This window comes from Amycolatopsis sp. NPDC051758 (assembly GCF_044453095.1).
In the GTDB taxonomy this organism is placed as follows: domain Bacteria; phylum Actinomycetota; class Actinomycetes; order Mycobacteriales; family Pseudonocardiaceae; genus Amycolatopsis.
Genome location: NZ_JBITCJ010000003.1, coordinates 535,320 through 550,570 on the forward strand (window position 1 = coordinate 535,320; position 15,251 = coordinate 550,570).

At 72.1% G+C, this 15,251-nt stretch carries 10 protein-coding genes; 5 read left to right on the forward strand and 5 right to left on the reverse strand.

Going from position 1 to position 15,251, the window contains the following annotated elements; genetic code table 11:
- Window positions 1-5 precede the first annotated feature (5 nt).
- Entirely contained in the window at window positions 6-1,241 is a 1,236-nt protein-coding gene (locus ACIA5G_RS17890; RefSeq protein ID WP_395924306.1) for an alpha/beta hydrolase, read from the forward strand.
- A 386-nt stretch (window positions 1,242-1,627) separates the two neighbouring features.
- Here ACIA5G_RS17890 and ACIA5G_RS17895 read toward each other — a convergent pair whose 3' ends face one another.
- From ACIA5G_RS17895 to ACIA5G_RS17905, 3 genes are all read right to left on the reverse strand, one after another.
- Window positions 1,628-2,788: an SWIM zinc finger family protein gene (locus ACIA5G_RS17895; RefSeq protein WP_395924308.1), complete on the reverse strand. Its 1,161-nt coding sequence runs from the start codon at window positions 2,786-2,788 to the stop codon at window positions 1,628-1,630.
- A complete protein-coding gene (locus ACIA5G_RS17900; RefSeq protein ID WP_395924310.1) occupies window positions 2,788-5,802 on the reverse strand; it encodes a DEAD/DEAH box helicase in 3,015 nt (1,004 codons plus the stop codon). Before ACIA5G_RS17900 ends, ACIA5G_RS17895 begins: the two co-directional genes overlap by 1 nt.
- Window positions 5,803-6,093: 291 nt before the next feature.
- Window positions 6,094-8,151, reverse strand: coding sequence for an acyl-CoA dehydrogenase family protein (locus tag ACIA5G_RS17905; protein ID WP_395924312.1), 2,058 nt, complete (start codon window positions 8,149-8,151; stop codon window positions 6,094-6,096).
- A 140-nt stretch (window positions 8,152-8,291) separates the two neighbouring features.
- Between ACIA5G_RS17905 and kstR the strand changes: the two genes are divergently transcribed.
- The gene (kstR, locus tag ACIA5G_RS17910) at window positions 8,292-8,930 is read left to right on the forward strand and encodes a cholesterol catabolism transcriptional regulator KstR (RefSeq protein ID WP_395924314.1); all 639 of its coding nucleotides are present in this window, start codon (window positions 8,292-8,294) and stop codon (window positions 8,928-8,930) included.
- The gene (locus ACIA5G_RS17915; RefSeq protein ID WP_395924316.1) at window positions 8,927-9,622 is read left to right on the forward strand and encodes a maleylpyruvate isomerase family mycothiol-dependent enzyme; all 696 of its coding nucleotides are present in this window, start codon (window positions 8,927-8,929) and stop codon (window positions 9,620-9,622) included. Before kstR ends, ACIA5G_RS17915 begins: the two co-directional genes overlap by 4 nt.
- Here ACIA5G_RS17915 and ACIA5G_RS17920 read toward each other — a convergent pair.
- On the reverse strand, window positions 9,576-10,406 hold the full coding sequence (locus ACIA5G_RS17920; RefSeq protein WP_395924318.1) for an LLM class F420-dependent oxidoreductase: 831 nt from the start codon (window positions 10,404-10,406) through the stop codon (window positions 9,576-9,578). The genes ACIA5G_RS17915 and ACIA5G_RS17920 overlap by 47 nt on opposite strands.
- Before the next feature lie 106 nt (window positions 10,407-10,512).
- On the opposite strand from ACIA5G_RS17920, the gene ACIA5G_RS17925 reads away from it, so the two are divergent.
- A complete protein-coding gene (locus ACIA5G_RS17925) occupies window positions 10,513-11,217 on the forward strand; it encodes a class I SAM-dependent methyltransferase (RefSeq protein ID WP_395924320.1) in 705 nt (234 codons plus the stop codon).
- Entirely contained in the window at window positions 11,214-12,005 is a 792-nt protein-coding gene (locus tag ACIA5G_RS17930; protein WP_395924322.1) for a hypothetical protein, read from the forward strand. The genes ACIA5G_RS17925 and ACIA5G_RS17930 overlap by 4 nt, the downstream gene beginning before the upstream one ends.
- Here the strand turns inward: ACIA5G_RS17930 and icmF are convergent.
- Window positions 12,002-15,235, reverse strand: coding sequence for a fused isobutyryl-CoA mutase/GTPase IcmF (gene icmF / locus ACIA5G_RS17935; RefSeq protein ID WP_395924324.1), 3,234 nt, complete (start codon window positions 15,233-15,235; stop codon window positions 12,002-12,004). The two genes, ACIA5G_RS17930 and icmF, sit on opposite strands and share 4 nt — an antisense overlap.
- Between the last annotated feature and the right edge of the window lie 16 nt (window positions 15,236-15,251).

The window sequence follows — 15,251 nt, forward strand, 5'->3', positions numbered from 1 at the left end:
CGCTGGTGCAGCCGAATTTCCTGATCCGTCGCGCGGTCCAGCTCGGCCTCACCGCGAACGCGCTCCGCCCGCTGCGGGCCCGGTCCACGACGATCCCGGTGTTCTTCGCCGGGTGGCTGACGGGCGAGCTCGCGCCCCAGCTCCTGACCCTGACGGCAGCGGACTCGCTGGTCCATGCGGCCCGTCACGGTGTCCGCGACCGGTCGACGCAGGCCGGGCTCGCGATGGCCGCCGCGTCCGCCGCCGGGCTCGCCGCGCTGATCCGGACGGGCCACGGCGCCCGCGACGAGATCGAAAAGGCGCTGAAGTCTGCGTTGGGCGAGGACTACGCGGCCGAGCTGGGCCGTTCCGACCTGGGTCTGCCGTGGGGCGAGCTGGCGCTGCCGTTCCGGATGGGCGCACCGGACGTCCGCGTCGACCGCAACATCGCCTACGCCCCGGGCGGCAAGCGCTTCCTGCTGGACGTGTATCGCCCTTCTTCGCCGGTTTCCGGCGCGCCGGTCTTGCTGCAGGTCCACGGCGGCGCGTGGGTGATCGGCAACAAGGAGGAGCAGGGCCGGCCGCTGATGCGCTACCTGGCCCGGCGTGGCTGGGTGTGCGTCGCGATCAACTACCCGCTGTCCCCCACGCATCGCTGGCCCGCACACATCGTCGCGGCGAAGCAGTCGCTGGCATGGATCCGCTCGCAGATCGCTTCGTACGGCGGCGACCCACGGTTTGTGGCGGTGACAGGCGGTTCGGCGGGCGGCCACCTGTCGGCGCTGCTGGCGTTGTCGCAGAACGACCCGGCGCTGCAGCCGGAGTTCGAGGACGCGGACACGAGCGTCCAGGCGTGCGTCCCGCATTACGGGGTGTACGACTTCGCGGCGACTTCCGGGTCCCGCGCCAGTCAGTACCGGTTGGAGAGCTTGATCGCCCGGCGGGTGTTCGCGGCTGATCGTGATCCGGTGAACCACCTGGATGACTACGTTGCCGCTTCGCCGTTGGACCGGATCAGTTCGGAGGCTCCGCCGTTCTTCGTGATCCACGGCCGGGACGATTCACTGGTCCCGGTGCGGGAGGCGCGCGAGTTCGTGCGGCGGCTGCGGGAGAAGTCGCGGCATCCGGTGGCTTACGCGGAGCTGGCGGGGGCGCAGCATGCGTTCGACGTGTTCACTTCGGTGCGGAGTGCGCATGTGGTTCGCGGGGTGGCTCGGTTTCTTGACCACACTTACCACGCCTGGAAGGCGGAGAACGGGTAGTCGCAGGACGCTCGAGCGGCTCGGGCTTGCGCCCGAATGTGGCGTTGGGTGCGCCTGACGCACCCAATGTGGCGTTCGGTGCATCCCACGGAACCAACGCCACATTGGGTCGCTGGGGTCGCGCCGATCTGCCGGGTCCTCGCGCGGTTGCCGGGCCCAACCCGGCGGGGCTTCGGTCAGTAGGCGCGGTCCACTGGGCTTGCCCCCGGTCGGTCGGCCGAGTCCACCGGGCTGCCCGGTCAGTAGGCCAGGTCCAAGGGACTTGCCCCCGGTCGGTGGGCCGGGCCCGCCGGGCTGCCCGGTCCGCAGGCGAGGTCCACCGGCGGCTTCGTCCAGGCTCACCAGGCTTGCCCGATCAGCAGGCCAGATCGACCGGCGTCGTCCGGTCAGTAGGCCAGGTCCACCGGGCTTGCCGAGGGTGGGCCGTCCAGGCGCCACTCCGTGCCTGACCGCACGAACCGGTACCAGCGGGCGTCCCGGCCGTAGCGGAGCTGCAGCTCCCCCTGGGTGAGGCGGTTGCGCCAGGCTCGGGGTGCGCCCGAGAACCCGGCGTCGGCCAGCACGGCCTGGGCTTCCGCCAGAGGGCCGGGGCCGGGCTGCCATGTGTCCCGCAGCGCTGCCAGGCCGCCGCGTCCGGCTTCTCGCCAGGCCTCTGCCCACCGGACGAGGTCGCGCGGTGGCACTCCGGCGGCCGTGGCCAGTGCCGCGATGTCCGCGCCGGAACGTCCCGCCGCGCGGCGGGCGAGGTCTTCCTCGAACGTCAGCTCCGCGGCCGCCACCCCGCTGACCAGCAGGTCTCGGGCCAGGGCCGCCGCGTCGGCGGCGAGGCTGGACAGCGCTGCCGCCGTCCAGCCGGTGCTGGCCGGCGGGTCGAGGTCCAGCACAGCCGGCGAGCCGGCGACCCGTGGCGGCGACGGCAGCTCCGGGATCGCGCCCAGGCGCCGCGTATAGGCGGTTTTCGGGGAGAGCCCCTCGTCCACGGGCTTCGGCAGCTTCGGTTTCTCGCCGCGCGCCGGTGTGCGGCGGGCGCGCAGCTCGGTCAGCACGTCCGTCCGCGGGCGTCCGCGCAGCAGGAACAGCGTGAACGGGTCGCGGTCGACCTCGTCGGCGACCAGGTAGTACACCGCCGCGACGTGCTTGCACGGGTTCGCCGAATCCGGGCACGAACACCGCGGCCGCAGGTCGCCCGGCCCCGGCAGCAGGTCGGCGCCCGCCTCGCGGGCCTGCTCGGCGAGCGCGCCCGGCAGCTCGCCGTCGAGCAGGGCCGCCGCGTGCCCGAGCTGGGTGCCGACCACGCCGAGCAGCGTGTCCCACTCGCCGTCGGTGAAGGTGCGCATGGTGATGGTGACCTGGTACGGCTGCGGACGGCTGCCGCGCACCCGCGCGCTGACCGCCCCGGCGGCGACGTGCAGCTCGCTGACCGTGTCTTTGCGCGCGTACGTCCGCCCGCGGGGCAGCCGGTTCGGGTCGAGCTTCGCGCGCTGCTCCAGCGCGTCGACCCAGGCCCGGCCCCACCAGGTGGTGCCGAAGTTCCGCCGTGGGGCCATCACCCGCTCCCGAGGCGCACCAGGTCGGCGAGCGCGTCGTCGGACAGTTCGGTGATCCAGTCTTCCCCCGCGCCGACGATCGACTCGGCGAGCCCGCGTTTCTTCTCGAGCACCTGCGCGATCCGCTCTTCGAGGGTGCCCTCGGCGATCAGCCGGTGCACCTGGACCGGCCGGTCCTGGCCGATGCGGTACGCGCGGTCGGTGGCCTGGTCCTCCACCGCCGGGTTCCACCAGCGATCGTAGTGGATCACGTGGGTCGCGCGGGTCAGGTTGAGCCCGACGCCGCCGGCCTTCAGCGACAGCAGGAACACCGGGATCTCGCCGGCCTGGAAGCGATCGACCATGTCCTGCCGCTTCGCCGGCGAGCTGTCGCCCGAGAGCAGCTCGGTGGGCAGCCCGCGTTCGGTCAGCCGGCGTTCGAGCAGCCGGCAGAGCTGGACGTACTGGCTGAACACGAGGACGCTCTCGCCCTCGTCGAGGATCACGTCCAGCAGCTCCTCGAACGCCGCGAGCTTGCCGGACCGCCCGGTGAGCGCGCCGTGTGGTTCCTTGAGGAACTGCGCGGGGTGGTTGCAGATCTGCTTGAGCTCGGTGAGCAGCTGCAGCACCTGCCCGCGCCGCTTGATGCCCTGCGTCTCCCGGATTTCGGCCAGGTTCTCCCGCACCACGGCTTCGTAGAGGGTGGTCTGCTCGGCGGTGAGCGGGACGAACCGGTCGGTCTCGGTCTTGGGCGGCAGCTCAGGCGCGATGTCCGGGTCGGACTTGCGGCGCCGCAACAGGAACGGCCGCACGGTGGCGGCCAGCCGTTCGGTGACGGCCTTGTCCCGATCACGCTCGATCGGCCGCGCGACGGTGCGGCGGAAGCGGTCGAGCGGGCCGAGCAGGCCGGGCGTGGTCCAGTCCACAATGGACCACAGCTCGGTGAGCCGGTTCTCGACCGGGGTGCCGGTGAGCGCGACCTTCGCTCGCGCCGGAACCTTGCGAAGTTCCTTCGCGGTGGCCGACAAGGGGTTCTTGACGTGCTGCGCTTCGTCCGCCGCGACGAGGCCCCAGTCCACTTCGGACAGCGTTTCACGGTCACGGCGGAGCACGCCGTAGGTGGCGAGGACCACTTCGTCCGGGGCGAGGTCGTCGAGGTGACGGCCGCCGCCGTGGAACCGGCGGACCGGGATGTGAGGGGCGAAGCGGGCGAACTCGCGCTCCCAGTTGCCCAGGAGGGAGGTCGGACAGAGAACGAGAGTCGGTCCGGCGCCGAGTGGTGCGAGATCGGCGGTGGGGTCGGCCGATGGTTCGGTGGCGGGGACGGCGGCCAACCGCGCGGGATCGGTTGGCAAGCCGCCGAGCGAGGTTCGCTCGGCGGCGAGCGGTGGGAGTTCCGCGGCGGGGTCGGCCGCCGCGGCCGAGCGCGCAGGATCGGTCGGCGGCCCGCCGAGCGATCCCGCACCCGGCCGCGTGGGTTCGCCGGGCAGAACGCCGACCGAGGGCGACCCGACTGGCGCCTGATCCGCCGGGCCGGGCACCGGCAAGGCGAGGCCGCGCCGGTGCAGGTGGAGGGCGATCAGCTGGATCGTCTTACCCAGCCCCATGTCGTCGGCCAGGCACGCACCCAAGCCCAGCCCCGTCATCGTGGCCAGCCAGGCCAAGCCCGCCTGCTGGTACGGCCGCAGCGTCGCCTGCAAACCCGCGGGCACCGGCACCTCCGCGCCCGCCCGGTCGCGAATTCGCTCCGCCAGGCCTCCCAGCACCGGCGGGGCCGCGAACTCCACCCGTTCGCCGTCCAGTTCCAGTTCGCCGGTGAGGGCTGCAGCCAGGGCCTCGCCCGCGTCGAGCTTGCGGGTTCGGCCGCGCACGCGGGCGAGCAGCTGCGGGTCGACGCGGACCCACTGGCCGCGCAGCCTGACCAGGGGCCGCTTCGCTTCGGCGAGGGCCGCGACCTCGGCTTCGGTCAGCTGCTCGCCGCCCAGGCTGAGCTGCCAGCGGAACTCCAGGACGCTCCGCAGCGCGAAGTCAGGCCCGGTGACGCTCGCCGGGGCCTGGGTTGCGCTCGCCTTCGCCTTCACCTCGCCCGCGAACAGCCCCTTCGCCCAGAGCACCTCGATGCCGGCGCCGCCGAGGTCGCGGCTGCCGTCGGTGAGCAGGTCGACCACGTCGTCGTCCGACAGCGGCAGCTCCGCGGGTGCGGCTTCGGCCAGCGCACGGCCGAGGGGCGCCCAGGCTCGCGCGCCACGGCGCAGGCCGAGCAGCAGCTGCGTCTCCACCTGGTCGCCGAGGCGGTTCAGCACCGCGTCCGGCGCGTCCCACAGCGTCGACGCCTCCACCACCAGGCTCGGCTCCGCCATGCTGCGCACCGCCAGCACCCCGGCGAACGAGTCGTCGTCGCGGCCCTCGACCCGCAGCAGCACCTGGACGCCGCGGGGTTCCCGCGCCTCCAGCTCGGCCAGCCAGGCGGCGGCGTCCGGGCCGAGCAGCGCCGGTTCGCGCGCCGCGAACGCGGGGTCACCGGCCCCGACCTGCGCCGCGGGGCTGCGCACCAGCAGGTCGGCGGTCGCGTCCCAGAGCGCACGCACCAGGGAGTCCGGCGAGTGCAGGCGGATGCGTTTCAGCCCGGTCAGCGGCAGCGCGTACGCCTCCGGAGGCAACGCGCCGGCCAGGCCGCGCAGCAGTTCTTCGTCGGCGGCGTCGAGCGGGCCGATCCGCCAGGCCGCCGCCCCGCCCGGCGACGCCGCGGGCCGCAGGCGGCCCCGGGCGACGAGGTTCACCCCGGCGTTGACGGCCGCCGACCACGCCGCGACAGCCGGGCTCGCCCCCTCCCCCACCGCGAGGAGCCGGGGCAGGGCGCGTTCGAGCGGGACGAGCTCGGCGTCGACCTTCGTCCGCGCGAACTTCGCACCCCGGGGCAGCACGAGCTCGATCGTGGTCCCGCCGGCCACGTCGTCGCCCCACAACGCCAGCACGCCTTCCCGCGGCGGGTCCGCGGGAAGGTAGGTGGCCTGGGTGTCTGCGCTGAACTCCACAACCGCAACGCTAGAACACGCCCCCGACAGTTTCGGCCCGGGCGGCACGAACGGTCCTTTCGCGCCGCCCCCGAACCCGCCACGCCCGTGATCCGAACCGGAACTCGCGTGATCGAAACCGGAACTCACGTGATTGGAGCCGGAACTCACGTGATTGAGCGCGTATCTCGCGTGATTGGACGGGCATCACGCGTGATTGGACGGGCATCACGCGTGACTGGGCGGGCATCACGCGTGACTGGGCGGGCATCTCGCGTGATTGGACGGGCATCACACGTGATTGGGCGGGCATCAGTCGCGGGGCAGGCCCAGGAGGCGTTCCGCCGTCAACGAACGCAGCACCTGCGTCGTGCCGCCCGCGATCGACAAGCAGCGGGTCAGGAGAAACTCGTGCTGACGCGCGTCGCCCGCGACGAGCGCGCCGGCACCCGCCAGCTCCAGCGCGAACTCCGCGACCTCCTGCCGGTGCTGCACGCCGAGCAGCTTCCGCACGCTCGACTCCGCACCCGGGTCCTGGCCCTCCAACCGCCGCAACGCCGCCCGCAGGTCCAGCACCGAACCGGCCACCCCGAACGCCACCAGCTCGCCGAGCCGGTCCAGCGCCACCTCGCCCAGCGCCGCGGCGTCCACTGTGGACACCAGATCCTGCACGCTCTCACCGACCGCAGACCCGCTCCCGATGGCCACCCGCTCGTTGGCCAACGTCGTGCGCGCGAGCCGCCAGCCGCCGCCGGGTGCGCCGACGACGTCGTCGTCCGGCACGAACACGTCGTCGAGGAACACCTCGTTGAACACGGCGTCGCCGGTGATCTCCCGCAGCGGCCGCGTGGTGATGCCGTCGGCGCGCATGTCGACCAGGAAGTAGGTGATCCCCTTGTGCTTCGGCGCGTCCGGATCGGTGCGGGCCAGGCAGATCCCCCAGTCGGCTTCGCGGGCGAGTGACGTCCACACCTTCTGCCCGGTCAGCCCCCAGCCGCCGTCGACGCGCCGCGCCGCCGTCCGGAGCGCGGCCAGGTCGGACCCGGCGCCGGGCTCGCTGAACAGCTGGCACCACGTGATCTCACCCCGCAGGGTGGGCCGGGCGAACCGGAGCCGCTGCTCGTCGTCGCCGTGTTCGAGGATCGTCGGCACCGCCCACGCGCCGATCACCAGGTCGGGACGCCGGACCCCGGCGGCCGCCAGCGCGGCGTCGATCCGCAGCTGCTCGGCGGCGTCGGCACCACGCCCGAACGGCGCCGGCCAATGGGGAGTCAGCAAGCCCGCGTCAGCCAGCGCGACGCGTTGGGAAGCCGCAGGCAGCGCGGCTATCCGCGCCACCTCCTCCCGCAACGCCGGATCGTCCCCGACGTCGACTCCGAGCGTGCGTTCGGTCCCGGCGAGAGCCAGCGAAGCCGCCTGCCGCCGCCACCCCGCCGGCCCGCCGAGCCACTGCCGCAGCGCGACGGCCCGGCGCAGGTAGAGGTGTGCGTCGTGCTCCCAGGTGAACCCGATCCCGCCCAGCACCTGGACGCAGTCCTTCGCGTTGGCGACGGCCGCGTCGAGGGCGACGACGGCCGCGCTCGCCACCGACAGCGGGTGCCGCCCGGACGCCGCGTCCCAGGCCAGCGCTTCGGCGGCTTCGGCGCGGCAGAGCATTTCGGCGCACAGGTGCTTGATCGCCTGGAACGCGCCGATCGGCTTGCCGAACTGCTCGCGGACCTTGGCGTACTCGACGGCGACGGTCAGGCACCGCCGGGCCACCCCGGCGGCTTCGGCCGCGGCCAGCGTCGCCGCGAGCTCGGCCACCGGCGGCAGGGTGAGGACCTCGTCGAGGTCGACGCCGCTGAGGCGGACGCGCGCGAGCGGACGCGAGAAGTCGAACGCCGCCAGCGGCTCGATCTCCACTCCAGGCGTCCCGGGGGCGAGCAGGACGTGCCCGCCGTCGACCGGCACCAGCAGCCAGGTTCCGGCGTCGACCCCGGGCACCGGCCCGGAGACGCCGTCGACGAGCTCGTCCAGCAGCACAGCGATCGTCGCCTCACCCTCGGCGAGGGCCGGGAGCAGCTCCTTGGCTTCGGGCACGGAGGCGAGCAGGAGCCCGCCGAGCGCGGTGCCGAGCACCGGTCCCGGAACCAGTTCTTCCGCCGCCGCCGCGAGCCCGGCGGCGAGATCGGCGATACTTCCTTCGGCTCCCCCGGACGCGGCGGGCAGCGCGACGCCGAACAGGCCGAGCCCGGCGAAGCCGGCCGGAATACTTGCGGCAGCACCGGTTTCCGCCGCCCGCACCGCCTCGCGCGGGTGGTGCGCGGCGGACCAGGCGTGGATCGCCTCGGCCAGCGCGGCCTGTTCCTCGGTGAGCGCGACCGGCATGGACCCTCCTCGCGGTACGGGACACTACTCGCGAGTGTAGAACGTGTTACAGTTTTTCGGCCAGTGGGTCATTGGTTGAACGTTTCGCCAGGCGAGGTACGCTACGTCGTGAACTGGAACAAGTTCCGAAGGACGGGGGAATGCCGATGCCCGGCAAAGCCAAGACGCCGGCGAAGGCACGCGGGAACGGCCTGAGCGCGATCGGCGCGGACGAGCTCGGCTCGGCCGCCCAGCGCGACCGCCGCCGCCGGATCATCGACGCAACCCTCGCGCTGGCCTCGAAGGGCGGTTACGACGCCGTCCAGATGCGGGCCGTCGCCGAGAAGGCGGACGTCGCCCTCGGCACGCTGTACCGGTACTTCCCGTCGAAGATCCACCTGCTCGTCTCCGGGCTGGCACGCGAGTTCGAGCGGGCGCAGGAGAAGCTGGAACGCCAGGCCATCCCCGGTGAGACGCCGGCCGAACGGCTGATGTTCGTGCTCGGCCGCAACACCCGGCTCATGCAGCGCGACCCGCACCTGACCGAGGCGATGGTGCGCGCCTTCATGTTCGCCGACACCTCCGCCGCCGCCGAGGTCGAGCAGGTCGGCCTGCTGATGGAGAACATGTTCGCCCAGGCGATGGGCATCTCCGACCCGACCGAGGCCGACCGCGACATCTTCCACGTCGTCGCGGACGTCTGGATGGCGAACCTGGTGGCCTGGGTGACCCGCCGCGCGTCGGCCGCCGACGTCGCGAACCGCCTCGAACTGTCGGTCCACCTGCTGCTGGACAAGTGATCCCGGCGGCCGCGGTCGCCGACGCCCACAGCCGGCTGCACCGCGCGCTGGAGCCGCTGACCGACAACCAGGTCGCCGAGCCGTCACCGCTGCCCGGCTGGACGCGCGGCCACGTGCTGGCCCACGTCACCGACGCCGGGCGCGCGCTGGCCGACCTGGTCGAGAACGCCGTGCGCGGGGTGCTCGTCCCGCTCTACGACCCGAAGACGCACGACCGGGACGGCATCATCGAGGCAACCGCCGGCCGGGCCGCGGAAGAGCACCGGCGGGCCCTGCTCCGGCACTCCGTCCGGCTGGAGGACGCCTGGGCCCGCGTCACGGACTGGGACCAGCACGTCGACTACCGCGACGGCAAGCTGTCCAGCACGGTCTTCGCGCGCTGGCGCGAGGTCTGGATCCACGCCGTGGACCTCCGGCTCGGCATCGGCGTCGCCGACTGGCCCGAAGACTTCTGCGTCCACGCCGTGGACTTCCTCCAGGACCGCCTGCCGCCCGGCGTGACGATCCGCGCCGGCGAACACCGCTGGGGCGCCGGGGACACCGAGGTGAGCGGGTCCGTGCGCGCCCTCGCGGCGTGGCTGTCCGGACGGGACACCGGCGCCGGCTTGGCCGGCGCCCGCCCGGAGCTGGGCCCGTGGCCCGGGGTCAGCGGTGCGCGGCGACCACCTCGGCCAGCTCGTCCAGCGCCTTGAGCGTCTCGGCCTCCGGCAGCGTCTCCAGCAGGAACGTGTAGCGCTCGACGCCCGCCTCGCGGAAGCCGTCGATCACCTTGCCCTTCGTGTCGCCCCCGAACACGGCGAACTCGACGTCCGCGCGTCCTTGGTCGGCGAGCCAGCCGCGGACGCGCTTGGCCTCGTCGAAGTGCGTGTGACCGCGCAGCAGCCAGCCGTCGCCGTAGCGGGCGAGGCGGTTCAGCGCCGCTTCGCTCTCGCCGCCGATGTAGATCGGCGGGTGCGGCTTGTGCACCGGCTTCGGCCAGGCGTAGATCGGGTCGAAGTCGACGTGCTTGCCGTGGAACTCGGCTTTGTCCTTCGTCCAGATCTCCTTGAGCGCGGCCAGCTGCTCGTCGATCAGCGCGCCGCGGGTCTTCGGGTCGGTGCCGTGGTTGCGCATCTCCTCGCGGTTCCAGCCGACGCCGACACCGAACAGCGCACGCCCGTCGGAGATCAGGTCGAGCGAGGCGACCTCTTTCGCGGTGTGGATCAGGTCGCGCTGGATCAGCAGCGCGATGCCGGTGCCGAGCAGCAGTTCGGAGGTCGTGGTGGCCGCGGCGGTGAGCGCCACGAACGGGTCGAGCGTGCGCTTGTACTTCTCCGGCAGCTCACCCCCGCCCGGGTACGGGGTTTCCCGGCTCACGGGGATGTGCGAGTGCTCGGCCAGGAACAGCGAGTCGAAGCCGCGCTCCTCCAGTGCCGCGCCCAGCACGTCCGGGCGGATGCCTTGGTCGGTCACGAACGTCGAGATCCCGAATTTCATATCCACGACTACCCCGGGCCCGGCCGCCGTATTCCCCGGGTTGACAGCCGGCCACCGTGCGTCGCACGATGGAGTTATCTCATCACACGTTGAATAAGGGGTGGACATGACGGACCCGGGCATGAGCGTCGAAGACCTCGACTTCGAGGAGCTGTACCGCGGCGGCACGCCGATGGGCCGGAAGATGCCGTGGGACATCGGCGCGCCGCAGCCCGCGATCGTCGCGCTGGCCGACGCCGGCGAGTTCACCGGCGAGGTGCTCGACATCGGGTGCGGCCTCGGCGACAACTCGGCGTTCCTCGCCTCGCGCGGCCTGCACGTGACCGGCCTGGACGGTGCACCCTCGGCGGTCGAGCAGGCCCGTTCGCGCGCACGGGACGTCACCTTCGCGGTGGCCGACGCGACGAAGCTCGAAGGCTACGAAGGCCGCTTCGACACGGTCCTCGACAGCGCCCTCTACCACTGCCTGAGCGAAGACGAGCGGCACCAGTACGTCGCCGCCCTGACCCGCGCGACGCGCCCGGGCGCCCGGCTGCACCTGTTCGCCTTCTCCCCCGAGGTGCCGGACGCGTTCCCGGCGCCGTACCTGATCACCGAGGCCAACCTGCGGGAGACCGTCGGGAAGGACTGGACGATCGAGCGCCTCCAGCCGACGCTCTACACGACTTCGATGACGCCGGAGGAGCTGAAGCTGAGCGTCCGGACGATGCTGAACGAGGAACCCGCCGGACTGGACCGGCTGGGCACCGACGCCGACGGTCACGTGCTCGTGCCGGTCTGGCAGCTGAAGGCGGTACGTTCGGCCGGGTGATCGTCGAAACGTCGGTGGTCGCGCGCACCGCCGCCGAGCCCTGCGCCGACCGGCTGGTCCTGGGTGAGCACGTGCTCGGCGTCGCCGACGGCGCCACGAAGAAGCCGTGGGACGCGGGGCCGGACGGCGCCACGCTCGCCGAAGCCGTTGCCGGGCACCTGGCCGCCACCGCGGCCGGGTGCCGGGCCCGCGAAGCCACGGACAGCGCGACCGTCCTGGTCCGGGGGTTGCTGGCGGAAGCCGGAGCGAAGCCGGGAGCGGGGTCCGCGGTGTCGTTCTGCGTGCTGCACCGGACGCGCCGCGAGATCTGGCGGGTCGGCGAAGCGCGGGTGCTGTTCGACGGGACGCCGGTGCCGCCCCGGCCGTCGGGTGAGCGGGCCGTGGCCGAGGCGCGGGCCCTCGTGCTGCGCAGCCGGCTCGCCGCCGGCGCCCCCGAGGCCACGCTGCTGGCGGAGGATCCGGGCCGCGAAGCCGTGCAGGAACTGCTGCGCGCGCTGGTCGGGCTGCGCAACCGGCCCGACCCGCGGTACGGCTCCGGCGCGTTGGACGGCCAGGACGTGCCGGACCTGTTCGTCGAGGTTGTGCCGGTGCCCGGTGGCACGAGGGAAGTCGTCGTCACCACCGACGGCTACCCCGAACCCGCGGCGACGCTCGCCGAAGCCGAACGCCTGCTGGCCGAGCGGCTGGCGCGCGACCCGCTGATGATCGAAGACCCACCGGAGACCAAAGGGGTGCGCCCGGCCGCGAACTCGTTCGACGACCGGGCGTACCTGCGCGTGCGGCTCTAGACGTTGCGGCGGTACTGCCCGCCCACCTCGAAGAACGCCTCGGTGATCTGGCCGAGCGAGCAGACCCGCGCCGCGTCCACCAGGACGCCGAACAGGTTCCCGCCGCGCGTGGCCGCTTCACGCAACGTCTTCAGCGCCTGCTGGGCCTCTTCGTGGTGGCGGTGCTGGAAGTCCGCGAGCCGGGCCAGCTGCGACTTCTTCTCGTCCTCCGTCGCCCGCGCCAGCTCGACCTCGACGTCCTCCTCACCCTCGTGCGGGTTGCGGAAGGTGTTGACACCGATGAGTGGCAGCGAGCCGTCGTGCTTCTTGCGCTCGTACAGGATCGACTCGTCCTGGATCTTGCCGCGCTGGTAGCCGGTCTCCATCGCGCCGAGCACGCCGCCGCGCTCGGAGATCCGGTCGAACTCGGTCAGCACGGCCTCCTCGACCAGGTCGGTCAGCTCGTCGATGACGAACGAGCCCTGCAGCGGGTTCTCGTTCTTCGACAGGCCCCACTCCTTGTTGATGATCATCTGGATGGCCATCGCGCGGCGCACCGACGCCTCCGACGGCGTGGTGATCGCCTCGTCGAACGCGTTGGTGTGCAAGGAGTTCGCGTTGTCGTACAACGCGCAGAGCGCCTGCAGCGTGGTGCGGATGTCGTTGAAGCTCATCTCCTGCGCGTGCAGCGACCGCCCGGACGTCTGCACGTGGTACTTGAGCTTCTGCGACCGCTCGTTCGCGCCGTAGCGCTCCTTCATGGCCACGGCCCAGATCCGCCGCGCGACCCGGCCGAGCACCGTGTACTCCGCGTCCATGCCGTTGGAGAAGAAGAAGGACAGGTTCGGCGCGAAGTCGTCGATGGCCATGCCGCGCGCCAGGTACGACTCGACGTAGGTGAAGCCGTTGGACAGCGTGAGCGCCAGCTGCGAGATCGGGTTCGCCCCGGCCTCGGCGATGTGGTAGCCGGAGATCGACACCGAGTAGAAGTTGCGGACGCCGTGCTCGATGAACCACTCCTGGATGTCGGCCATCATCCGGAGGCTGAACTCGGTGGAGAAGATGCAGGTGTTCTGGCCCTGGTCCTCCTTGAGGATGTCGGCCTGGACGGTGCCGCGCACGTTCTTCAGCGCCCACTCGCGCAGCTCGGCGGCCTCGGCGTCGGACGGCTCGCGGCCGTGCTCGGCTTTGAACGCGTCGAGCTTCTGGTCGATCGCGGTGTTGAGGAAGTAGGCCAGGATCGTCGGCGCCGGGCCGTTGATCGTCATCGACACCGATGTGTTCGGCGCGGTCAGGTCGAAGCCGTCGTAGAGGACCTTCATGTCCTCGAGCGTCGCGATGGAGACACCCGCCGTGCCGACCTTGCCGTAGATGTCGGGGCGCGTGTCGGGGTCGTGGCCGTAGAGGGTCACCGAGTCGAACGCGGTCGAGAGCCGCTTCGCCTCCGAGTCGGCCGAGAGCAGCTTGAACCGCCGGTTGGTGCGGAACGCGTCACCTTCGCCGGCGAACATCCGCGCCGGGTCCTCACCCTCGCGCTTGAACGGGAAGACACCCGCGGTGTAGGGGAAGTAGCCCGGCAGGTTCTCGCGGCGCAGGAACGAGAGCAGCTCGCCGGACTCGGCGTAGCACGGCAGGGCGACCCGCGGGATCCGGTTGCCGGACAACGTTTCGCGCCACAGCTGCGTGTGCAGCTCCTTGTCGCGGATCTTGACGACGAGCTCGTCCTGGCGGTATTCCTCGGCCAGCGCGCGGAAGCGCTCGAGGAGCTTTGTCGACTCGCCGTCCACATCGGACCCGGCGGTGGCGAGCAGGCCGTCCAGCGCGTCCGTGGCCGCGTCCACCTTGGCCAGTTCCGCGCGGGCCGTCGCCAGCGCCTCGTGCTTGCGGATCGCCGCGACCTGCTGCCCGGTCTTCGTGTGGTAACCGCGCACGGTCTCGGAAATCTCGGCCAGGTAGCGCGCCCGCGTGCCGGGGATGATCGTGCTCGCGTCGGTCGAGACCTTGCCCTCGACCTTCGGCAGCGTCCCGGCGGAGACGGTCAGCCCGCGCTCGGCGAGCAGGCCCCGCAGGTGCTGGTAGAGCGCGGTGACGCCGTCGTCGTTGAACTTCGCCGCGCTCGTGCCGAACACCGGCATGTCGTCGGGGCCGGAGTCGAACGCCTCCCGGTTGCGCACCAGCTGGCGGGCGACGTCGCGACGCGCGTCGGCGGCGCCGCGGCGCTCGAACTTGTTGATCGCGACGACGTCGGCGAAGTCGAGCATGTCGATCTTCTCCAGCTGCGACGCGGCGCCGAACTCCGGCGTCATCACGTACAGCGACTGGTCCACAAAGTCGACGATCCCGGCGTCACCCTGGCCGATGCCCGGCGTCTCGACGATCACCAGATCGAACCCGGCGGCCTTGCAGGCCAGGATCGACTCGCTCAGCCCGGCCGGGATCTCGCCGGACGTCGTCCGGGTGGCCAGCGAGCGGAAGTACACCGGCGAGCCGTCGAGGCAGTTCATCCGGATGCGGTCGCCGAGCAGCGCCCCGCCGCCCTTGCGCCGCGACGGGTCGACCGCGAGCACCGCGATCCGCAGCTTGTCCTCCTGGTCGAGGCGGAAGCGCCGGATCAGCTCGTCGGTGAGCGACGACTTGCCCGAGCCGCCGGTGCCGGTGATGCCGAGCACCGGCACTTCCCGCGCGCCTGCGGCCTCGGTGATGCCGGCCAGCAGGTCGCCGGGCAGCTGTTCGGCCTGCAGCTGGGTGATGACACGCGAGAGCGCGGCGACGTCACCGGAAAGCACCTTGTCGAGCGCCGGGGCTTCGGCCGCCAGGTCGACGTCGCAGGCCTTGATCATCATGTTGATCATGCCCGGCAGGCCCATCTCGTAGCCGTCTTCGGGCGAGAAGATGCGGGAGACGCCGCGCGAGTGCAGCAGCTCGATCTCCTCGCGCACGATCACCCCGCCCCCGCCGCCGAACACCTTGATGTGGCCGGCGCCGCGCTCGCGCAGCAGCTCGACCAGGTAGGAGAAGTACTCGACGTGCCCGCCCTGGTAGGCAGAGATGGCGACACCCTGGACGTCCTCGGCGATGGCGGCGGTGGCCACCTCGTCGACCGACCGGTTGTGGCCGAGGTGCACAACCTCCGCGCCCTGCGACTGCAGGATCCGCCGCATGATGTTGATCGACGCGTCATGGCCGTCGAAGAGGCTCGACGCCGTGACGAACCGGACGGGGTGCACGGGACGGTACAGCTCACTGCTCATCCCTCCAAAATACTTT